This is a genomic window from Lacimicrobium sp. SS2-24 (assembly GCF_002201535.1).
Lineage (GTDB): Bacteria > Pseudomonadota > Gammaproteobacteria > Enterobacterales > Alteromonadaceae > Lacimicrobium.
The window spans coordinates 139,628-161,988 of sequence record NZ_NIWW01000009.1 but is presented as its reverse complement, the minus strand read 5'-3'; the positions used below and the strand labels follow the sequence as shown (position 1 = coordinate 161,988).

Annotated in this window: 21 protein-coding genes and 1 tRNA gene; 11 read left to right on the top strand and 11 right to left on the bottom strand. The window is 49.9% G+C overall.

Annotation, left to right across the window (positions count from 1 at the left end; genetic code table 11):
- Positions 1-7 precede the first annotated feature (7 nt).
- The 4 genes from htpG (at position 8) to CCY32_RS14905 (ending at position 5,328) form a co-directional block, all read left to right on the top strand.
- Positions 8-1,930, top strand: coding sequence for a molecular chaperone HtpG (htpG, locus tag CCY32_RS14920; protein ID WP_088332065.1), 1,923 nt, complete (start codon positions 8-10; stop codon positions 1,928-1,930).
- Positions 1,931-2,118: 188 nt separating this feature from the next.
- Entirely contained in the window at positions 2,119-2,763 is a 645-nt protein-coding gene (gene adk, locus CCY32_RS14915) for an adenylate kinase (RefSeq protein WP_088332063.1), read from the top strand.
- 109 nt (positions 2,764-2,872) lie between these two features.
- Positions 2,873-3,649: an alpha/beta hydrolase gene (locus CCY32_RS14910; protein ID WP_088332061.1), complete on the top strand. Its 777-nt coding sequence runs from the start codon at positions 2,873-2,875 to the stop codon at positions 3,647-3,649.
- Positions 3,650-3,954: 305 nt separating this feature from the next.
- A complete protein-coding gene (locus CCY32_RS14905) occupies positions 3,955-5,328 on the top strand; it encodes a Type 1 glutamine amidotransferase-like domain-containing protein (protein ID WP_088332059.1) in 1,374 nt (457 codons plus the stop codon).
- Positions 5,329-5,397: 69 nt separating this feature from the next.
- Here the strand turns inward: CCY32_RS14905 and CCY32_RS14900 are convergent, their stop codons facing one another.
- A complete protein-coding gene (locus CCY32_RS14900) occupies positions 5,398-5,841 on the bottom strand; it encodes an Hsp20 family protein (protein ID WP_088332057.1) in 444 nt (147 codons plus the stop codon).
- Between the two features lie 157 nt (positions 5,842-5,998).
- On the opposite strand from CCY32_RS14900, the gene CCY32_RS14895 reads away from it, so the two are divergent.
- A complete protein-coding gene (locus CCY32_RS14895) occupies positions 5,999-6,610 on the top strand; it encodes a DUF924 family protein (RefSeq protein ID WP_088332055.1) in 612 nt (203 codons plus the stop codon).
- A 72-nt stretch (positions 6,611-6,682) separates the two neighbouring features.
- A complete protein-coding gene (locus CCY32_RS14890) occupies positions 6,683-7,759 on the top strand; it encodes a putative zinc-binding metallopeptidase (protein WP_088332053.1) in 1,077 nt (358 codons plus the stop codon).
- Here the strand turns inward: CCY32_RS14890 and CCY32_RS14885 are convergent.
- A complete protein-coding gene (locus tag CCY32_RS14885) occupies positions 7,756-8,496 on the bottom strand; it encodes a peptidase (RefSeq protein ID WP_088332051.1) in 741 nt (246 codons plus the stop codon). The two genes, CCY32_RS14890 and CCY32_RS14885, sit on opposite strands and share 4 nt — an antisense overlap.
- Positions 8,497-8,639: 143 nt before the next feature.
- On the opposite strand from CCY32_RS14885, the gene CCY32_RS14880 reads away from it, so the two are divergent.
- Both CCY32_RS14880 and CCY32_RS14875 read left to right on the top strand, forming a co-directional pair.
- Entirely contained in the window at positions 8,640-10,091 is a 1,452-nt protein-coding gene (locus tag CCY32_RS14880) for a circularly permuted type 2 ATP-grasp protein (protein WP_088332049.1), read from the top strand.
- A gap of 5 nt (positions 10,092-10,096) precedes the next feature.
- A complete protein-coding gene (locus CCY32_RS14875) occupies positions 10,097-11,017 on the top strand; it encodes an alpha-E domain-containing protein (protein ID WP_088332047.1) in 921 nt (306 codons plus the stop codon).
- Between the two features lie 94 nt (positions 11,018-11,111).
- Here CCY32_RS14875 and CCY32_RS14870 read toward each other — a convergent pair whose 3' ends face one another.
- Positions 11,112-11,771, bottom strand: coding sequence for a 2OG-Fe(II) oxygenase (locus tag CCY32_RS14870; protein ID WP_246840640.1), 660 nt, complete (start codon positions 11,769-11,771; stop codon positions 11,112-11,114).
- Between the two features lie 32 nt (positions 11,772-11,803).
- On the bottom strand, positions 11,804-13,948 hold the full coding sequence (locus CCY32_RS14865; protein ID WP_088332045.1) for a GNAT family N-acetyltransferase: 2,145 nt from the start codon (positions 13,946-13,948) through the stop codon (positions 11,804-11,806).
- Positions 13,949-14,013: 65 nt separating this feature from the next.
- On the opposite strand from CCY32_RS14865, the gene CCY32_RS14860 reads away from it, so the two are divergent.
- Complete coding sequence (locus tag CCY32_RS14860) at positions 14,014-14,430, top strand: hotdog domain-containing protein (RefSeq protein WP_088332043.1); 417 nt, start codon at positions 14,014-14,016, stop codon at positions 14,428-14,430.
- On the opposite strand, the gene CCY32_RS14855 is transcribed toward CCY32_RS14860, so the two are convergent.
- From CCY32_RS14855 to CCY32_RS14825, 7 genes are all read right to left on the bottom strand, one after another.
- The gene (locus tag CCY32_RS14855) at positions 14,427-14,729 is read right to left on the bottom strand and encodes a metalloregulator ArsR/SmtB family transcription factor (RefSeq protein ID WP_246840639.1); all 303 of its coding nucleotides are present in this window, start codon (positions 14,727-14,729) and stop codon (positions 14,427-14,429) included. The two genes, CCY32_RS14860 and CCY32_RS14855, sit on opposite strands and share 4 nt — an antisense overlap.
- Before the next feature lie 21 nt (positions 14,730-14,750).
- Entirely contained in the window at positions 14,751-14,966 is a 216-nt protein-coding gene (locus CCY32_RS14850; RefSeq protein ID WP_088332039.1) for a DUF2892 domain-containing protein, read from the bottom strand.
- A gap of 73 nt (positions 14,967-15,039) precedes the next feature.
- A complete protein-coding gene (locus CCY32_RS14845; protein ID WP_088332037.1) occupies positions 15,040-16,323 on the bottom strand; it encodes a hypothetical protein in 1,284 nt (427 codons plus the stop codon).
- A gap of 2 nt (positions 16,324-16,325) precedes the next feature.
- Entirely contained in the window at positions 16,326-17,123 is a 798-nt protein-coding gene (locus CCY32_RS14840; protein WP_088332035.1) for an outer membrane lipoprotein-sorting protein, read from the bottom strand.
- Between the two features lie 11 nt (positions 17,124-17,134).
- Complete coding sequence (locus tag CCY32_RS14835) at positions 17,135-19,666, bottom strand: MMPL family transporter (RefSeq protein WP_088332033.1); 2,532 nt, start codon at positions 19,664-19,666, stop codon at positions 17,135-17,137.
- Between the two features lie 120 nt (positions 19,667-19,786).
- Positions 19,787-20,176: a rhodanese-like domain-containing protein gene (locus tag CCY32_RS14830; protein ID WP_246840638.1), complete on the bottom strand. Its 390-nt coding sequence runs from the start codon at positions 20,174-20,176 to the stop codon at positions 19,787-19,789.
- Positions 20,177-20,188: 12 nt separating this feature from the next.
- On the bottom strand, positions 20,189-20,932 hold the full coding sequence (locus CCY32_RS14825; protein WP_168171539.1) for a sulfite exporter TauE/SafE family protein: 744 nt from the start codon (positions 20,930-20,932) through the stop codon (positions 20,189-20,191).
- Positions 20,933-21,027: 95 nt separating this feature from the next.
- Here CCY32_RS14825 and CCY32_RS14820 point away from each other — a divergent pair, with 95 nt between their 5' ends.
- A complete protein-coding gene (locus CCY32_RS14820) occupies positions 21,028-21,900 on the top strand; it encodes an MBL fold metallo-hydrolase (protein WP_088332029.1) in 873 nt (290 codons plus the stop codon).
- 231 nt (positions 21,901-22,131) lie between these two features.
- Positions 22,132-22,208 (top strand) — tRNA-Arg (locus CCY32_RS14815).
- The last annotated feature ends 153 nt before the right edge of the window (positions 22,209-22,361 follow it).

The following is a 22,361-nucleotide window of genomic DNA, read 5'->3' as shown; positions in this document are numbered from 1 at the left end:
AACGTTTATGGCCGAAACAGCCCATAAAGAAACCCATGGCTTTCAGACTGAAGTGAAACAGCTGCTTCAGTTGATGATCCATTCCTTATACTCAAATAAAGAAATCTTTTTACGTGAGTTGGTTTCCAATGCCGCCGATGCCTCGGATAAGCTGCGCTTTAAGGCATTGTCCGATGATAGCCTGTATGAAAACGATGGCGATCTCAGGGTACGCCTGTCGGTAGATAAAGACGCGGGTACGCTGACCATTTCTGATAACGGTATTGGCATGACCCGGGATGATGTGATTGAGCATCTGGGGACGATTGCAAAATCCGGTACGGCGGAATTTTTTAGCAAGCTCTCTGGCGACCAGGCCCGCGACTCACAACTGATTGGCCAATTCGGTGTGGGCTTTTACTCGGCCTTTATCGTTGCCGATAAAGTCACGGTACGCACCCGTGCTGCGGGTGAGACAGCGGATCGAGGCGTAGAGTGGCAAAGCGAAGGTGAAGGAAGCTTTACCGTTGCGGACATTGAGAAGCCTGGTCGGGGCACCGATGTCATTTTGCACCTAAAAGAGGACGAGAAAGAATTCCTGGATGACTGGCGTTTGCGTTCGATCATCGGCAAGTATTCCGACCATATCAGCGTTGCTGTGCAAATGTACAAAGACGAAGTGCCCGAACAGGATGGCCCGGATGGTGAAAAAATTGCCGCTGAGCCAGCTCACTGGGAAACCATTAACAAGGCCACGGCGCTTTGGACCAGAGACAAATCTGAGATCTCTGATGAAGAATACAAAGAGTTCTACAAACATATCTCCCACGATTTTGGCGACCCTCTGTTGTGGTCACACAATAAGGTGGAAGGTAAAACCGAATATACCAGCCTGCTCTATGTTCCTGCCAAAGCACCTTTTGATATGTGGAACCGTGAGCAGAAACACGGTCTGAAACTCTATGTTCAGCGTGTGTTTATTATGGACGACGCAGAGCAGTTTATGCCCACCTACCTGCGCTTCGTTAAGGGTGTGCTGGATTCCAATGACCTGCCATTGAACGTATCGAGAGAAATTCTGCAGGATAATCGCATTTCTCAGGCGATGCGTCAGGGTTGTACGAAAAAAGTGCTGCAGATGCTTGAACGCATGGCTAAGAACGATCCTGAGCAATACCAAAGCTTCTGGAAAGAATTTGGTAATGTGCTCAAAGAAGGGCCAGCGGAAGACTTCAGCAATAAAGAAAAGATCGCAGGTTTGCTGCGCTTTGCTTCCACGCATGAAGACAGTAGCGCTGAAACCGTCTCTCTGGATGATTACATCGCCCGCATGAAAGAGGGACAGGAGAAAATATACTTCATTACAGCGGATAGCTACGCCGCAGCCAAGACCAGCCCCCACCTTGAGATTTTCCGCAAGAAAGGCATTGAAGTCTTGCTGATGTCAGAGCGAATCGATGAGTGGCTGATGTCTCATCTTACTGACTATCAGGAAAAGTCGTTTCAGTCTGTCACCAAAGGTGATCTGGACCTAGGCGAGCTGGACGACGAGGAAAGTAAGAAAGCACAGGAAAAAGCAGAGAAAGAAGTCGAAGGTCTGACTGAACGGGTTAAGAAGGCCTTAGGTGATAAAGTGAAAGATGTGAAGCTGAGCCACCGCTTGATTGACTCTCCTGCGTGTGTGGTTGCCGACGATCAGGGCATGAGTACTCAGATGGTGAAGCTGATGCAGGCCGCAGGTCAGCCGGTCCCTGAAGTCAGTTATCACTTTGAAGTGAACCCGGAGCACCCATTGATTAAGACCCTGGCCAATATTCAGGATGAAACGCGTTTTGCCCAACTCACTGACATTCTGTTTGATCAGGCGTCGTTGACGGAGCAGGGCAGTATGAAAGACCCGGCCAGTTACGTGAGTAAAGTCAATCAATTGCTGGTGAGCCTGGTAAAGTAAAGGTTGATAAAACCTAAACAAACGGGCCTTCTGGCCCGTTTGTTGTCTGTGATGCGATAAAACCTCACACTATGGTCGGATAAGCACGCAGTTGGGGCATTTCGCCTTGTCACAACACACCTTAATGTGTAAAGTCCGTGTTTGTTTATCATTCATCTAATTGTCACACACCAGTAAGAGGACCAGGTATGCGCATTATTTTGCTTGGCGCGCCCGGAGCGGGTAAGGGCACCCAAGCCCAGTTTTTAATGGGTAAATTCGGGATCCCACAGATATCCACCGGAGATATGTTAAGAGCAGCGATAAAAGCGGGCACAGAATTGGGCCTGGAAGCGAAAAAGATCATGGACGAAGGGCGTCTCGTTTCTGATGAGCTGATTATCGGACTGGTGAAGGAGCGTATTGCGCAACCTGACTGTGAAAATGGTTTTTTACTGGATGGTTTCCCGCGTACCATTCCTCAGGCGGATGCCATGCAAGAGCACGGCATACGTGTTGACCATGTCATAGAATTTGATGTGGCTGACGATGTGATTGTCTCACGTATGGCGGGTCGCCGGGTTCATCCTGCATCGGGTCGTGTTTATCATATTCAACACAATCCACCTAAGGTAGAAGATAAAGATGATGTCACTGGCGAAGACCTGGTCGTGCGTCCAGATGACCAGGAAGATACCGTACGTAAGCGTCTGGCCATTTACCATGAACAGACCAAGCCGCTGGTAGATTATTATCAGCAGCAAGCGTCAAAAGGACACTGTGCTTACCACAAAATTGACGGGACTAAACCCGTTGAGCACGTGAGCGCTGAGTTAAGTCAGCTGCTCGATTAAGCGCTCAATAACGCCACAGGCAAGCGTTGAAACATGAATCATTACCGCGCCGGTACGGAGTTATCCCTACCGGCGTTGTTGTATCTGAACGAGTCGGATTGGAGGCAATATGCGCGGCGTGTATCAGTCAGGACCCACGGAGGCACCGGCCATTGTTTTGCTACACAGCTCCATGAGCAGTGCCAGACAGTGGCGTTCATTAAGTGCAAACATCGCGTCAGACTTTCGGGTGATTAATATCGATCTTTATGGTTATGGAGAAGCGCCAGCCGTAGAAGAGCCGAAGACATTCAGTCTGACAACAGAGGCGGAGCGCGTGATCCAGATTCTGGATAAACTGGAGGTGAACCAATATCACCTGTTGGGCCATTCTTATGGTGGCGCTCTGGCGCTTAAGCTTGCTCTTGAGCAGAATTCACGGCTGTGCTCGCTGATGCTGTTTGAGCCGGTGGCTTTCCATTTGCTCAATGATGAGGCGCCGGGTCGACGTGAGGTACAGAAGCTGGCCTCTGATGTCGCACAAAGCTCGGCGTCTGACGCTGCCGCGGCCTTTGTTAACTACTGGAATGGCGAGGGGTATTTCGACGCCCTGCCGGAATCTATGCAGGCCGCTTTTTCGTCCCAGGTGGAAAAGGTGAAACTGGACTTCCAGGCACTGCTCAGTGAACCTTATGCGCCGCAGGACTATGCCCGTATCATGCAGCCCACTCTGCTGATGACCGGGAAATACAGTCGCCCCCCCGCTCATGCGGTGGCCGCGGTTATTGGTCAGCAACTTCCACGGTTAACCGCGGTGTCTGTATCCGCAGGGCATATGGCGCCCATCTCCCATAGTGACAAAGTTAATCAACAAATTGTAGAATTTCTACACAGCCACTTGTCATAAGTGGGAAAGCGTGGCATTGTAAACAAAGTGTAAATATCTTCAGGTCATTCCTTTGTTTTCAGTTCGTCAACACGTGCTGCTATGTGCATTACATCACAGTACCACTGACTATCACTTGTCAGAGTGGTTTGACGAATAGCTCTATCCCCCCTCTTTGACTGCCTGAGTTCCACCCTGCATAGGTTTTAACATCCTTTATATGTTGTGTTGAGTCTGAGGCAGCCATTTAAGGCCGTTTTCGCGGCCACGCTCAAGCCGACCATCATCGGTTACCTTATGACACAATAAAAATCAGGAGCTTTGTAATGAAGCCTATGTTGAAAATCGCTGCTCTGCTCGCAGTTAGCTATGGTTTTCAGGCTCAGGCCTGCCTTACCATCGAATCAGAAAACAATGACAGCGAAACCAGTGCCAATGGTCCACTGTGTTCGTCAACGCCACTACAGGGCAACATCAGTAGTCGCCAGGATGTGGACTGGTATCAGTTTAATCTGGCCGAAGCCGGAGAGATCACCATTAGCCTCAGCCATGGTAGCCGAGCTGATTTTGACTGGGATCTGTATGAGGTGTCAGGTCCCGCGGTGCTCACTGGCGCCAGCAGTGCAAATCCCGAAACAGGCAGTTATGTTGCTGACGCGGGTGAGCATCTGATCAAAGTGACCCGTTATAGTGGTACCGGAGATTATCAGTTATTGGTTGATTATCCCGATGGTAGCAGTGGTTCCCCTGCTTGTAACGAATATGGCCCCCGGCCCTCCAAACCTCAGGGGCTAACCGCCAGCTTGGTGGGTAACGCCGAAGATAGCTGTCCGACGTTGCCTACCGGGGGAGCGGTATTACTTATGGGAGGTGGGACTGATGTGGACGATGCTTTCAGTTTACGGGTTAAGCCTCATATCAACGGTGGCGATATTGTGGTGTTGCGAACCACAGGGACGGATGCGTACAACGCGTATTTATCCGGCCTGACAGACGCCGACTCGGTAGAGACGCTGATTGTGGATTCCGTGTCGTTGGCTAATTCCGATTATGTAGAGTGGGCCATTAACTCTGCTGAATTTGTGTGGATATCCGGGGGCGATCAGTCAGACTACCTCAATCAATGGGCCGGAACCAAGGTCCAGGCCGCTATTGACGCAGTCTATCAGCGTGGCGGTGTCATCGGGGGGACTTCTGCCGGTAATGCAGTACAAAGTGAATACGTTTATGATCCAGATGGTGTGGCTGGCGCCATAAGCGACGACGCAGTCACAGACTTTTGTCACAACACCATCAACATTACGACACCCTTTTTGTCGACACCTGTCATGCAGGACGTGATCACCGACACCCATTTTTATGAGCGCGACAGAATGGGGCGTATGGCAGTATTTCTTGCCCATATCGGTATGGGCAAACGTGCTATTGGTGTCTCCGAAGCGACGTCTATGTTTGTCAGCGAAGATGGCAATAGCATCATTGATGGTCAATTTGAGGCTTATGTACTGGAGACAGATTCATTGACCCAGTTCACCCAGACTCAATGCGGTCAGCCGGTGATATTACGAGATCTATTGCGCTATCGCCTGGTCAGTGGTGATACCTTTAATCTCAGCACAGGGCAAAGCAACGTGACGCCGATTCGTTTAGATATCGACGGACGCAACACGACCTATTATGCCCCCTCAAACCCTTACTGATTGACCCATAAAAAACGGGCCCTGATTTAGGGCCCGTTTTTTTCAGGGAAACATGGTATCGTCGCGAACCTACGCGTTTTCGATTAGCTGACTACCAATTTCAATTTTTCTGGGTTTTTTCGACTCAGGAATAACGCGTTCCAGATCAATGTGCAACAAGCCATTTTTCAGATCTGCCGCCAGTACCTTGACATGATCGCCAAGCTGGAATTTGCGTTCAAAGCTGCGCTCGGAAATGCCTTTGTGTAAAAACTTACGTTCCTGTTCCTTTTCCTGCGCGTCTTTTTTACCAGTGACCTGCAAGGTATTTTCTTCAACCTGAATCTCGAGTTCAGATTCATCGAAGCCAGCCACTGCCATGGTAATTCTGTATTTGTCCTCACCCAAAAGTTCGACATTATAGGGTGGGTAAGAGGGTTGCTTCTCATTGCGTGATGCTGCATCAATCATGGATGCAAGATGGTCAAAACCAATGAAAGAGCGGTAAAGTGGAGAAAGATCTATATTACGCATAATCATATCCTCGTAAAGCAATATGTAATTGGGCCTGTGCCCCTTTGTGCCCCGATAATTCGGCGGCGGTTCGTTGTCGACCCTTTCGGCGCCGACAATACCTATATAGGGACAGGTGAACGGGTTTCAACAGGACAACGGGAAAAAGTGAAAAAAAATGATTGATATAGCATACGAACAAATTCTGGCGTTTTGGTTTGGTGATATTGAAGGCGAGCTCTCGTCCGCTGACAAGCAGAGAATGTGGTACCGGAGTAATCCAGAAACCGACCATCTTATTCGAGAGCGTTTTCACAATGTGCTGGAGTTGGCAGACAGAGGGGAACTAAAGCATTGGCTCGATAATCCGCAGGGTAGGTTAGCCATGATATTGCTGTTTGATCAGTTTACTCGAAATATCTACCGCGGCTCTGCACAGGCTTTTAGCTATGACGACAAGGCACTGGATTTATGTCAGCAAGGTATCGAGAAAGGTGAAGATAAACAATTACGACTGGTTGAACGGCTTTTTTTCTACCATCCTTTGGAACATGCTGAAGATAAACAGGTTCAGCAACAATCTGTTGCCTGCTTTGCGGCCCTGTTACAGGAGTATCCTGAAGGGGAACAACATCTGGCCGCATTAAATGCCTATCACTTTGCTGTCGAACATCGGGATATTGTGCATGAATTCGGTCGTTTTCCTCACCGCAATAAGGTGCTGGGACGGGTTTCATCCGAGCAGGAGCAGCGTTATTTACAGCAAGGCGGCAAACGCTTTGGTCAATAACAAGGTCATATTCTGACAACGTAGTAGAATGAACGGTGTCATCACAGTATAAATAAACAATAAGCGAGGCTTATGAAAACCTTTTCCTGTCAGTGTGGTAATACGCTGCATTTTTCTAATACCCAGTGCGTCAGCTGTAAGCTGACTCTGGGCTTTCTGCCGGACGAAAGAAAATTGAGCGCCCTTACCCACGCTGACAACAAAAGCTGGCGGGCGGCCGTTAACGGCAAGCTCTATCGGCAATGTAAAAACTATTCAATACATGACGTGTGTAACTGGATGATCCCTGTTGAACAGGAATCGGACTTGTGCCGTTCTTGCGAGATGACCCGTACTATCCCCAACCTGAATCAGCCGGAAAACCGTCGACTCTGGTTCCGAATGGAACAGGCTAAGCGTCGTCTCCTGTACACCCTGTTCAAGCTTGAGTTGCCTGTGGTATCACGGCAGCAGGATCCTCAGCAGGGCTTGGGTTTTGAGTTTCTCGAAGATCAGGTTGAAGATGAATACGGTAACGAATTGACTGTAAAGAACTTTGTTACGACCGGACATAATGCGGGCATTATCACCCTGAATCTCAAAGAAGCAGAGCACAGTTCAAGGATGAAAATGCGCGAAGAACTTAACGAGCAATATCGCACCTTACTTGGACATTTTCGACATGAGTCCGGTCATTATTATTGGGATAAGCTGGTTCGGGGAAGCCAATGGCTAACCGAATTCAGGCAGCTGTTTGGCGATGAGCGCTTAGATTATACCTACGCCCTGCAAAACTACTATGAACAAGGACCCGCGCCCGAATGGCATAAAGTCTGGGTCAGTGCCTACGCCAGTATGCACCCCTGGGAGGATTGGGCGGAAACCTGGGCTCATTACCTGCATATGGTTGATACTCTGGAGACCGCCAGTGATTTTGATTTCAGCGTGTCTTCCCACCAGGTGATTAATCCGCTTTTCCAGCTGCCGCAAAGCGACGCGTCAGAAAACGAAGCGCACTTTAATCAACTGTATAACGACTGGTGCCGCCTGACTTCTGTACTCAATGCCTTAAACCGCAGTATGGGACTGGAGGATGCGTATCCTTTTGTCATTTCCAGTGTCGCAACGGATAAGCTGCGTTTTGTGCACAAGGTTATTGGCGCCGGTTAATCCTCTTTTTCCCAATCAAATCGGGGAAGTCCCGAGAATGCTTGCCGCAGCCCCTCATTCCACTGTTTCTGCATAGACTTGTACATGGGGCTGAAGGCAGTATATTTATTATGCCATGGCGCTTCTATGCAGTTATTGGTATGAATGGCCAGTTCGATGGGTAATCCCACGCTGATATTACTGCGAAGTGTCGAGTCCAGGGATACCATGGCACAGCGAGCGGCATCCTCCAGAGAGGTGCTGGGGGTAATAATGCGATCTAAGATAGGCTTACCGTATTTGTTTTCACCTATCTGTAGATAAGGTGTCTCGTCTGAGGCACTGATGTAGTTTCCCTGCGGGTAGATCATATAGATTTCGCAGGCTTTACCGGCCACCTGTCCACCAAGAATAAAGCTGGCTTCAGCACTGGCATTACTTTTCTCAAGGGCAGGAGCGTGTAGCTGCTGTTCTTTCTGACTGAGTGAACCAATGTAACTGGCCACATCATACAGGTGTTTGCCTTTGCGCAGATTAAACGGGGCTTCGGGGTCTTCCAGATCGGAGTAAATCGCATTGACCACGGCTTGGGACGTCGCCAGACTGCCCGCTGTCAGTAACAGCACAGTGCGTTCTTCCGGCCATACAAAACGGTGCATCTTGCTGTAGGTGGCGACATAATCCACCCCCGCATTGGTGCGGGAGTCAGATGCAAAAACCAGCCCTTTGTTAACACGGATCGCCAGACAATACGTCACAGTTTTCTTCCTTATCAGCGGTTCATGCTCAAGGCATGAGTTTTCCACTAAGTTAAGTTAATTCCGACACTTTTTTGCATTTTGTCAGATGAATGCCACTATTTATAGCAGCTTAACTAAAACCCATGAAGGAGAATTAACGGATGGCAATTCGTTGGGGGAGCTACAAAGTAAAGGATCTGTATGATGAGCTGTTGCGCGCCGCCGGGCGCCCCCGGCCCCCTGCACAAACTCTGTGTGATCATCTGCGCGGATTAAATGACAGAGATATTGAAGAGTATAAGGCGGCAGCCGAGACCGCTATCCACGTTATGGGGATCAGTTTTCGGGTCTACCATGAGGAGGAGGGGTCAATAGACAGAGCCTGGCCTTTTGACATTATTCCGCGAATTATTGATAAATCTGAGTGGAACGAGATTGAAGCCGGGCTGAAGCAGCGCGTGAAAGCGCTGAACATGTTTATTAACGATTTGTATAACGATCAGAATATCATCAAGGATGGGGTATTCCCGGCTGACTTGCTCAGCAAGTCTAAAAACTTCCTGCACCAATGTAAGGGCATTACACCTCCTTTGGGTATATGGGCGCATATTTGTGGTTCTGACCTGGTCAGGGACGCGCAAGGTAAGGTGTATGTGCTTGAAGATAACCTCAGGGTTCCTTCCGGGGTGTCTTATATGCTGGAAAATCGTCATGTTATGAAGCGTGTTTTTCCCGAGATGTTTAATCAATACAATATTTTGCCTGTTGATGATTACCCCTCGCAGCTTTATGACATGCTGTGTCAGTTGTCTCCTCGACAAATCGAGCAACCCGAAATTGTCGTATTAACGCCGGGAATTTTTAACTCTGCCTATTTCGAACATGCTTATTTAGCACAGCAAATGGGGGCTGAGCTGGTGGAGGGCAGTGACCTGTTCGTTGATGATAACGATGTGGTCTACATGCGTACCATTGAGGGCCCAGCACGCGTCGATGTGATATACCGGCGTGTAGATGATCATTTTATCGATCCGGAAGCCTTTAATCCCGAGTCTATGCTGGGGGTGAGTGGATTGATGCGAGCGTGGAAAGCGGGAAATGTCGCCCTTGCCAATGCGCCGGGTTCCGGCGTGGCGGATGATAAGGTGGTGTATGCCTTCGTCCCGGAGATCATTCGTTACTATCTCAACGAAGAGATGACCTTAGCCAATGTGCCGACCTATAAATGCTTCGTTAAGGAAGATCGCGATTATGTGATGGAAAACATCGAGCAGCTGGTGGTCAAACCGGCCAATGAATCGGGTGGTTATGGCATGCTAATCGGACCCCATTCCACTAAAGCGGAGTGCGATAAATTCCGCCGTCTTATCCGCAGGGACCCACGGAATTATATCGCCCAGCCCATGCTGATGTTATCAACCGCGCCGACACTGATTGGCAATAAAGCGGAGCCTCGCCATTTGGATTTGCGTCCCTTCGTTCTCAGCGGAAAAGATATTCAGGTGACCACGGGCGGATTGACCAGGGTGGCGTTGCGTAAAGGCTCCATCGTCGTCAACTCCTCGCAAGGTGGTGGCAGTAAGGATACCTGGATCGTAGATATGGAGTCATAAGCATTATGTTATCAAGGGTAGCGAGTAATATCTTCTGGATGGCCAGATACCTGGAACGTGCCGAGAATACGGCCAGGTTAATCAACGTTAATTCCCATCTTTTGTTAGATTTGCCTAAGAGTGTGAAGTTAGGCTGGGAGCCCATTGTCGATATTCTGTCGGCACGGGAAGAGTTTTATCAGCATTATGAGCAGGCTGATGAACGCAGTGTCATCAAGTACATGGTGACAGATACCTTCAATCCCGGATCTATCATCAGTTCACTCACGGCCGCTCGGGAAAACGCGCGAACGGTGCGAGAGATTATGCCCCGTGAGTCCTGGGAACAAATCAACGGACTCTATTTAGAAGCCAAGAAACACTGTCAGTCGGTTCTGACTCACCGCCATCGCTATGATTCTTTGATCAGCATCATTCGTGGTAATCAGACCATAACCGGAATGCTAACCGGTACCATGACCCATGATGAGGGGTATGCCTTTTTACGCATGGGGCGCAACCTTGAGAGGGGGGATATGACCACCCGCATCATTGATGTGCGTTCCGCCAACCTGTTGCGTGAAGTTACCCACGAACAGTCGGCTTTTGAAAACATTCAGTGGATGGGTGTACTCAAGTCCATGTCTGCCTATCAGATGTACCGTCGGGAAATGCGGCTGAGAATTAATCGTGCTGATGTATTGAAGTTTTTGCTCCTTGAAGCTCGGTTTCCCCGTTCCTTGGGGCACGTTCTTGAGCAGCTACAGGCACTATTGATGGCGTTGCCCAGACATGACGGGCCGGTGGAGGAAGTGGAGAGGTTACAGGCACAATTGAATCAGGCTAAGCCACAAGCGCTGAAGCAGGAAAAGCTGCATGATTTCATTGATGACATGCAGTTAGGCCTGATCAAGATAGCCGAGCAGATCAGTAAGGCTTACTTCTAACACCTTATGTTGCATCACTGCCAGCTAAGGCGCTGGCCGGAAAACCCATTGGCGGCTCGTTTGCAACGGTCCAGGTGAGGTGGTCCTTTGACCCTTAGGCGGGGGGATCAATGGCTCCACCAATACTGGTGTTGACCCTGAACCACCCGGCAATGCTGTAACGGTCGCGCTGCGCGGGCATGACTTCGTGGGGAAAGCGCTCACTGAGAAAAATCAGCATCTGGCCAAACAATGGCGTGACCCTCAAAATGGGGTCGTTGCTATCACGCTCATACATCAGTAGCTCACCGCCATCCTTGTTTCCCCAGCCAGGATTTAAGTAGAGTACGGTACTGAGCACGCGATTGGTACGGCCCTTGAAGGCGTCCAGGTGTTTTTTATAAAAATCCCCTGGCCGGTAGTGAGCAAAATGACATTCGTAGTCAAATAATCCCATAAAAAGCCGGCGATTAATGGCCAAACGCAGGGTTTCCATCAGACCAAGGAATTCCTGTTGCGCCGGGGTGTGGCCATTCAACCAGTGAATGGCATCCGTGCGTACAAATTGATTGTGTTGCTGTTGACGCTCGCGACCAATCCCCGCAGGTTCAAAATGCTCATGATTAAGCTGGTGGACTTCCAATAACAGTTGCTCTGTAAGCTCAGGTGGCAGCACAGAGGGCGTCAGACAATAACCGTTTTCACTCAGTTCATCGGCGAGTCTGTCCAGTATGGTACTGGTAAGGGCGGGTTGCAGCAGGCTGACGGCGGTCACGGCATATACAGATAAAATTAACGTAGGGCTTTTTACTTCAATTTTATGTTGTTGTCATTAAAAATAATCTTTTCCTCAAGCAGTTGTCGCAGCGCCCGGGTGATGTCCCGTTTGCCCTTGAGATTAAAGGTTTCACACAGCTGTGCTGCATGGTGGTATTGCAGGGTCATTGCGATGAGCAGGTGCAGACGGACATCATCTTGTAGCTGCTGATGTTGACACAGCCACAGGCAGCATTGGCGCAGAGACACAAAAATGGCCTCAGCGGTGCCCATTCCCTTTGCAAAACGTCGTAATCTGGTCAGATCGCTGGCTTCAAGTGTATCCTGGCCGGAAAACGTCTGTAGTATTCCCCTCACCACGTCACCAGGCACCTGCCTGAAAGGCCCCGGGAGCTGGGTAACAAATTCGCGCTGAAACTCATGGCGAATCTCACTCATGGCAGTGGTCGCGGATTCAGATAAGGGACGTAACACCAGCATACTGTGTTCGCCGCTGGTCATGTCCTGCTTGAGTCCAAGTCGACTAAAATAAAACTGATTTTTCAACCAGAAGCTGGCCAGCTCTGCAGTGAGCCCAAAGGCACTGCCAATGAAATCTATCTGTTGAGCTTTGGCAACGTCATATAATTCATTCAGACAACGACTGCCGAGGCCTTTTCCCCATAATGAAGGGGAAACGGCAATGCGCACAATGCGAAGATAACGTAATCTGGCGAGGGCGGCGCTGCTGACCCAGTGACTGAGGTTCTGGGCCAGAAGATGCCCCTGAACCCTACGTGTACCCTGACTGATTTCCTCTGCCAGTGGGTGTAGTGGAGCACCTCCCTCCTCGTCGGCGAGGACAGCGGCTACCACTTGATCGGCCTGGGCCAAAACAAAGAGTCGGCTTTGGGGGGCATCTAACAGACGCATCAGATCGTCAGGGCTGGTCTGATAATGCGCATTGATCAATAGCTGAAAAACTTGCCTGAATAAATCAGGTTGCTGAATCAGTTGCTGTGCAGCGACAGGTACAAAGGATAAGGTTTCACCGATAAGTGTTTCGCCGCCGTGAGTGGTGGCGGGGCTGTCCATCAGCGTGATGTTAAACCAAAATCTTTCCAGACTGTCACCGCTTTGCCACCGCACGGGCTGCTCAAGCTTCACCTGTCGGTACTGGGGGTGCAGTGATGCCAAAGCGGGCTTAAAGCGCAATTCGAAGCCGCGACCACATCCCTCATAGCCATGCACAGTACTGCTAAAAACAATGCGGCTGTAGCGCGTGGTCAGGGTTTTAAGTAATGGGGCCGGAATGGCCGCGGCTTCGTCCACCAACAGCATGTCAGCGGCGGTACGTGTTTTGATAATCTGATCAACAGGCTGGAATAGCAGACTACCGCCAGTTGCCGAGATTAAATGTGAAGGGGTTTGCTCTGAGACCGTCATATGTTGTTTGGCGTGTTCAAACACCTTTTGCGTTTGTGCCAATGTGGGAGCCGTTATCAGAATCTTCTTGCCAGTACGCTCTATGATTTGTGTGGCGGCGATCCCTAAGGCTGAAGATTTGCCCCTGCCGCGATCTGCTGTGATTACCAGTGGACGATTTCGGTGACCGGTGGCGACCTTAACAATGGCTTCAACGGCGTATTGCTGGTCTTCAGTGGCAAAGGGCCCCGTGCCAGGCGGACGCGGACTTTTGGCTGGTGCCGGACATCCCCATTGACCTTCAGGGGTTAATAATAAAACCTGTGGGTCGGTTTCAGCCTGGCGCAATAGCCACTCCACAAACAACAGACGCGTATCATCCTGTTTAAAACCAAAGGAAACACGTTTTGTGGCTTGTGGATCTGGCATATCAGGCCAGCAAGTGAGATCCGGGCACAATAACAGCATCAGGCCGCTATGGGTTACGGTACCCGACAAGGCCATCAGCGCATTGGCTCTGATCCCGGAGTACACATTGTAAATCAGCAGCTCGTATTCCCGCCCGAGATACTGTCGATAATCACCGCAATCTGCACCAATGCCTTCGGGGTGTTCGCCGACCCACAGAACGTTGTCGGAGAACTGCTGCTGTATTGCTCTTGCCTGTTCAATGGCCCATGGTTGGTCGCCACTGATCAAGACCAGCTGACGGTGATAATGCCCTTTCAGGCGCTGTGTTATCCAGCTGTCCGCGAGTGGTGGTTTTGACACATGGTCCCCGGTTTTAAAAGATACCTGATATAATTGATTTTATTGAAATTACACAAGGAATACGAATGCGCTTTTTATCCCGCCGCCTGGTCATGCCTAACGATCTCAATTATGCCAACGCCCTTTTCGGTGGCCGTGCTCTGGAATGGATCGATGAAGAAGCCGCAATTTATGCCATTTGCCAGTTAGAAAGCAATTATCTGGTGACCAAGCATATTGGTGAAATTAGCTTCGAGAGCCCTGCGTTATCTGGCGATGTGGTGGAATTTGGTCTGGAAACAAAAAAGGTCGGGCGCACCTCCATTACCGTCTCTTGCCTGGTACGCAACAAAGCGACCAAGAAAACCATCTGCTTTGCTGATGACATTGTCTTTGTGCGGGTGGATCCTGAAACCAAAGCCCCCATGCCTCACGGCAAGACCATGGAAGAGCTGCAAAAGCAGACCGAACAGGAGTTGCGCCGGTTAAATATGAACACTTAATAATCCGGGCAAAACTTAGCCTGCAAGAGCTGCATAAACTTCATGGTATCGGGGTCTTTTATCCGGTAAAACACGGTTTGCGCTTCTTTGCGGCATTCCACCAGACCTTGCTGGCGCAATACCGCCAGATGCTGTGAAAAAGCCGAAGGGCTTAAATCAAAGCTCTGGTGCAGCGCACCCACGTGAAGCTCGCCGTTTGCCAGTTTGCAAAGGATTTGCAGCCGGTGTTCATTGCCTAAAGAGCGTAAAAAGGCTGCCGCTTGTGCGGCTTCCTTTTCATGTAAAGTGATCGTTTCCACTTGTGTTACCTGCAACAAGGGTTAATGCTTTGTAGCCAGTTCGGCCTCGGTTTTAAAACCAAAGACTTTACGCAGCACGATGGTGGCCGGACAGAATCCGGTAAAGGATTGCTGAAATAAATTGGCGCCAATAAACACCGTCAACCACACAAAGTTAGGGTGTACCCATACTGTTAAGGCGACGGATAATAACACCATAAAACCGGCAAAGGCAGTCAGAGCTCTTTCTGCACTCATGATCATCACTCCTGGGTTAAGGTTAATTCACTGTTTCACAAACTGACCACTTAAATGTGTTCACCTAAAGTGGTTAGAAACTGTATCGAATCCGGGCATACACGTTGTTGTTATCCTTAAACTGGCCAAAAAAGCTGTGCTCCTGCTCAGCAAAAAACAAATTCATCCCGGCGCTCATGCTCCAGTTATCATCCAGGCGATAGTCCAGGCCAGGGCGCAAATAACCATCCTGATCTGTAGGAGAATAGAACGTGAATAAGGACAGGGTCAGGTCGTCGCGTTGGTTACGCCAGGTTAGCCGGTTGGTCAGCACTACGCGGTTTTGCTCCACTTCCCAGTCTGAAAAAGGTGAGTTTGCCAATAACGCGTCATGGTTTTGTGTATGTTCCAGATAAAACTGAAAACTGCCTGTCAGGCGGGTGACCACTTCCAATTCATACCCCAGCAGGGCGCGCCATTCGCTATTGGGAATGCGAGGGTTTTCACCTTTGCCATCTTCTTTGCTGCGATGATGACTGATTTCAGCATTAAACAGACCGCTGCCTAAAGCCATTCGAAACGACGCCCCCAACGTCTGTAACCCACTAAAGGTTGGCAAACCGTCAATACTCAGGGCTTCAGGGCTCTTGACGTAGCCATCATAGGCATAAAAGGCGATTTCTTTACCTTCAATGTTGCGAAACAGGCGCATGGCCCATTCATCGCCAGAGGGGCGTTTTGCATTAAAGCCAGGCTGCGGGGCAATCACGCCGCCGGCCCAGGGGTTAAAGAAGGAAAAGTAGTCACCGCTGATATAATTGTCGCTGTCAAACTGCGGGCTATAAACCAGATCCAGATTAAACCAGTCAAAGTAAGCCGATACTTTAATGGCATCGGAGGGTGCCTTGAGGTATTCATCGGCGCGGCCGGCAAAAAAGGATTGCCAGTCTTTGGGAAACAGATCATTCAGAAACAGGTAGTCTCCGGTGCCCCAGGTCAGAATTTGCCGGCCCGCTTTTACATCCAGTCGACTGCCCACACTAAATTGTGCGGAAAGCTCACGAATTCGTCCCTGCCAGGCGGATAATACGGCGTCGTAGCGGCCTTCTGCCTTAGCCTCAATGTTAATATCGTGCCACAGGTAACTGGTTTCCAGTCGCAGCCTTGCATCGCCAAGACTCAGAGCGTCATGGAAGGGACTGGATACTGTGCGCCGCCCGAGAGCCAGCTCGGCAAAGCCGTGCAGCGGTAATCCGGCAGGTTCTTCTGCCACGCCCCATTCATCATCCTCCCAGTCCCAGTCATCTTGCTGTTGTGCACTTACGCTAAAGCTGATGATCAGGGCTGTCAGCACCTGTGCTATTGCTCTTATTCCCATGGTTAGTCCCTGAGCTCCAGCCAGTCACGGGGTGGGTTACGCAAACTGCGTTCAGAGAATACCTCATCAGGCAGGCCCAGATCGTAACTGATAAAGCGAAACTGCATTTCGGTTTCACCACCGCTGCGCAGATCCTGTACACGGGAATGGGTGACAGTCGGGTAGCCTTGTATCGTCTCAATCTTCAGCGCTTCTACGCGTCGGTAGTTTTCGCCTTTGGCATCAAAGAAATCGATTTTGACCGGCAGCATGGTGCCTTTATCGATACTCACTTTGTAGCGGGCGAATTCAACAGCAGCTGGGTCATTGGGTTTAGCCTCCAACAAGTACTGTTCATCGGTTTCTTCTATCAGCGTAAAGTCATCCTGAGAGGTGCTGCGTCCTGATACGTCTTCATAGAAAAAATGGGAGCCCACAAAAGAAGTGCGTTTATCTCCGGCTGAAATACGTTTAACCAGGTCCAGGCCTGGCAGGTAGAGCCAGCGATCATCATCACGCTCGGTGTTTTTGACTACCCGGAAAACCGTATCGCGCACATCGGCAGGGCGGGAGAAAAACACCATCATATCCTGTGAACCGCCATCCTCACGATCTTTGCGCAGGATGACAAACTGGCGCATTTGCTTGCGGCCCTGGGGATCGGTGATCAGCATGCGCGCGGCACTGCGGCCGTCATCGCCGGCATAGTAAGCGGCCAGTTCGGCCCGCTTAACAATTTCCTGCACATCCACTTCCTGTGTCTGCGCTAAAGGGCTGAGCATCAGTGACAGGGGCACCAACCATTTGTATGTGAATCTCATCGCATTTCTCCTTAAGACTTAGTGGTTCTGAACAGCCAGTTTCGCGTCAGTGCCATCACTGAAGGCAGCATGACGAGGGTAACCAGTGCTGAAATGGCCATAATCGAAGCCAGAAATACACCCACAGTGATGTAAGGTACCAGTGGTGCAAATAACAAGGGCGTGAAGCCCATGGCAATCACAATGGCGTTACGTGATATGGCCCGGGCGGGTTCTTCAAACATAAGCTTGAGGGTGTTTTGCCAGTTTTGTTCGGTGGCCCAGGTAGCGCGGAAACGCTCAATAAAATGGATAGCAAAATCGACTGACAATCCCAGGGTCAGCGCAGAGAGCACGGCGATTGGCATGTCATAATCTTTGCCTACCCAACCAATCAGCCCATAGATAAGGGAAATGGTTAAGGTCAGAGGCAGCATGGCCAGAATACCAAAGGCGACGGATCTGAACAGCAACATCATCATGACCATGACAATGACAAAAGCACTGATCAGACTGTCGAGCATGCCAGCGACCATTTGTTGTTGCCAAACCACATTTAAGTAAGCCTTACCGGCCCAGTCTACCTTCAGGCCGTCGGGAAGAGGGTTAGCAGAAATATAATCCTTCACCAGGGTCACGACCGCCGTCATATCTTTATTATCGCCACTGGTCAGTTGCAGCCAAATCAGACTTTGGCGATAGTCAGGCGTGACAAAGTGCCAGAGATCCTGAGGCCGATGAGAAGATTGATATTGTAGCAGCGTCTGAGATACGCCACTCGCGGTATCTGGCAGGGCAAAGTCTGGGTCCTCACCGCTGCGTAGCTCGCGATTAACGGTTTTGACGATATCGCTCAGTGAGTTGGACTTACCCACCAGACCGCTGTCTTTAAGATATTGCTGTAAACTGCTCATATAGCTAAGCACAGCCGGGTTTAAAAAGGCTTTGCTCTGGCTCTCGATGCTTTCCAGAGCAAGGGCCAGTTCAGTGAGGCGATCCGACTCATCCATATCCAGCTCAAAACCTTTATCATAGATGGCACTGATTAGCGTCGACAGACTGATGCTGGCATCAAATTGCTGTTGCTGCTGGAGCAACCAGTTGGCGGTATTTTGTGACAGTGCTTCACTATTCGCCGTTTCTTCCAAAAGGGCTTTAACATCTGCACTGACATCCCCCTGAGATTGCATCACCAGATAAGCATCATAGGTGCCAGCGAAATGCTCATTCAGTACCCGGTCGGCGATACGCAGTTCGTGGTCGGCTTTGAACCAGCGTACCGGGTTATCGTTGATCTGGATCTGACTGATGCCCCACAAGGCTAAGAAAAACAAGGCAATAAAACCAGCCAACCAGAGTTTGGCATGGCTGCCTGCCAGCCTGCCAAGGCGGACCAGGGCTGGGGCCAGTTTTGACTGACTTTCGTCAGGCAGTCTCTGGGTCAGGTTGAGCAGCGTTTTTTCACTCAGGCCACTTAAATACGCCGGTACAAAGATCACAGTCAGCAAATAAGCCAGCATAATCCCAAAGCCCACAAAAGCACCGAAGATCTGTACCGGCGGGATAGGGGTGATCATCAGCGATAGAAAGCCCACAGTAGAAGTAATGGAAGTAAAAAGCATCGGCGTAAACAGGTGGCCCATGACTTCTTTTAGGACGGTTTTAACCTTGTCGCCGGGTTTATAGCGATCGGCAAACTCAGACAGAATGTGTACCGAGTCCACCACCGCGATGGGCATCAGAAAAATCGCAATCATGGAGGACATAATATGCACGGTAAAGCCCATGCCTATCAGCAGGCCCATGGTGATCAACACTGTTGCCATGGCGACGATCATCGGAGCGACAATAAAGGGAATATTGCGGAAAAACACCCACAGCAGAATAAAGATGGTTAACCCTGCCAGCGGCGCACTGATCCCCATCTGTACAAACATCTCATAGCCGAAACGGTCTTCTGCTACCGGCAAACCGGTAATATGCCATTCATCCTGACTGTCTAATTCACTGATTTTACTGCGCAGTTGCTGGGCAATGGCGTAGCTTTTGTTTTTATCGGTAATGGGCACATAGAGTGCGGCAGCCTGACCGTCACCAGATACCAAGGTGTTATACAAAAGTGGCAGGCGCTCGGCTTTATCTTGGATTGCTTTGGCTTGCTCAATGGTTTTTGGTGCGGTTTTCATCATCCACTCAAAGCGGATAGTGCCAGGCTCTTGCTGGTCGATATTGTCTACATTTGCCAGTGACATTAAATCTGCTTCGACCACGCCATCAATACCGGCAGCAAACTCTGTCAGCGTGACCAGATGCGCCAATGTCTGCGGGTTATATATACCAGCTGGATTAACGACACCTACCACCACCATATCGTGCATGGCAAAGCGGGTCTTGGTCTGATTATGGAATTGTCGCTGCGCATTATCTGCCGGCAGCATGTTTTCCGGGTCTGTATCGATCTGGATGCCCGGCAACTGAACGACAAAAACCAGGGTCAGAATCAATAAGCCCCAAAACACCAGCTTGCGTTTCGCCGTGACCAGTTCGATGAGTTTGTCCGCCATAACCACCCTCAAGTACAGTAATTGCTAATTTAGAAATAATCGAAATATAGTTCAAAAAAACAGGCTGTCAATGATTAATTTAGATTTCTCTAAATTACACGACAGCCTTTTCAGATAGTGTTAAGGGGTCTCAATCCGAAGATCCGCTTTCTTCCAGGCTTCAAAGCCGCCGTCTACCGAGTAGACTTTATCAAAGCCCATTCGCATCAATGACTCCGTCGCCAGAGCGCTGCGAGCGCCGCTACGACAATAAAGATAGAGTTCTTTTTCAGCCAGTTCTTCCAGAGGGGATTCGGCGCCTTTTATCTGCGGCAACTCAGTCAGGCTGGTTTCCAGAATACCCCGTGGCAGATTGATGGCCCCGGGAATAAATCCCTGGGCATATTCCTGCGGCTCTCGCACATCAATGATGACAATCTGATGGGCAAGTTGTTGTTCCAGCTCATTGATGGGGATTTCTTTAATTCCAGCTTTGGCTTCGGCCACTAATTGTGGTGCGGTTTTAATCATAATGAGGCTCCTTCATGAAAGGTTTTGATAAAGAATAAAACAGGCCAGCGTTAGCAATAATAGTGCAAAGCCTTTACGTAAATTGTGTTGAGGCCAGTTTGCCGACCAGCGTTGTCCTAGCAGGCTGCCGGCTACGCCCATGGCAGCAATGATCAGTAGTAATGTCCAGTCCAGTTGGCTGGCACTGGGTAATAGCCAGGCGCTTTTTGAAAATCCCGTCCAGGCGCTGACACTGATTAGCACCAGGCTGGTGGCTCTGGCCCGAAAAAAATCAAGGGAGGTAAACCTGAGTATGGCGGGCACCAGTAAAAATCCCCCGCCAACGCCGGTAAAACCCGTGAGCATGCCCACGACGGTGCCCACACCAAGCATCAAGGGCAGGCTGGTTTGTTTATCATTCAGACGGATTTTACCCCTGTACATAAAGCCGCTGGCCATAAGCATCAGTAAAGCAAATACTGATAATTGCACTAGACCAGAAACCAGGCTGCCTAGCCAGGCACCCATATAGGCGCCGAGCATACCGGTTATGCCAAGGCGTAACGCCAGTTGCCAGTCAACCAGACGTTTGCTGTGACTAAGCAATAATGAGAGGGTGCTGATGGCCGCCACAATAAAGAGTGCGCCGGTAATCGCCAGTTTGGGCTCATGACCAGCCAGATATACCAGTACCGGCAATGCCAGCACGGCGCCGCCGGAGCCAAAAATACCCAGGCTCAGACCAATACTGGATGCGGCAAGGATTACCAGTGTCACCAAACCTCCAAAAAGGAATAAGATATAACAATTGGTTGTATGGTAATTCGTATTTTGCTAAATTACAAGGGCATTCAGTTACTGAGGAGCAACAGATGTCATTACAGGTACAGACATTTTTTCATCAGGACACCTCAACCTTGTCCTATCTGATTTTTGATTCGCAAGCCAAAGAGGCGGCAATCATCGATCCTGCACTGGATTTTGATTACGCCGCCGGCAAAACGAATACGACGTCTGCTGATCAACTTATTCAGGCAGTGAAAGAGAATCAACTGACATTGAAATGGATTCTGGAAACCCATGCTCATGCGGACCATCTGACGGCAGCCCAGCATATCCGGGCAGAACTGGGCGGTAAAATTGCCATCGGCAGTGGCATTACAAAAGTACAAGAGAACTTTCAACGCCTGTTTAACCTAGGTGATAAGCAGGACGTACAGGGGCAGGATTTCGACCATCTTTTTGTCGAGGGTGATACCTTCACTGTAGGGCGTTTTCATGGCCAAGTGATTACCACGCCGGGTCATACCAATGACAGTCTGACCTACCTGATTGACGGCAATGCCTTTGTGGGGGACAGTTTGTTTATGCCTGATGCCGGTACGGCCCGTTGTGATTTTCCCGGCGGTAGTGCCGAACTGCTATTTGAATCCGTACAAAAGCTCTATGCGCTGGATGATGAAACCAGAATTTTTGTCTGTCATGACTATCAGCCCGAGGGAAGGTCGCTGCGTTATGTAGCTACAGTGGCCGAGCACAAGGCCAATAATATTCATATTAATAAAGATACGACTGTCGAGGAGTTTGTGCAAAAACGCGTGAAGCGGGATAAAACACTGGGTATGCCAAAACTGATTATTCCCAGCATTCAGGTCAATATTCGTGCCGGCGAACTGCCGCCGGCGGAAGATAACGGCGTCCACTACCTGAAAGTACCGATAAACCTGCTTGGCAATAAGGCCTGAAAAAGGCTATTCGAATCGCTTGAATAAATTCGGACATTCTGTAAAATGCGCCCTCGCTTGATAGCAAAGCGGAACAAGTTTCAGGACGCATAGCTCAGCTGGGTGATTTGCCGGTGAGTGAAGCGAACGAGGGGTGACTTAACGTCACGCCGAGAGGCAAGAACGCGAGGCTTGGATGGCCGAGCTGGAATCAGATTACAGGATGTAATTTAGCAAGTAGACACAATTTCAGGACGCATAGCTCAGCTGGATAGAGTACTCGGCTACGAACCGAGCGGTCGGAGGTTCGAATCCTCCTGCGTCCGCCATATAAACGAAAAAGCCCCGGTGTTGTTCACCGGGGCTTTTTCGTTTATGCGCGGCCCAATGGGGTGAGAACCTCCTCAGGTTCGACCGATTTGCCGGGAGCAAATCAGAACAGCCGAAGGCTGGCCCCGAAGGGGCGTAGGGCAGGGATAGCC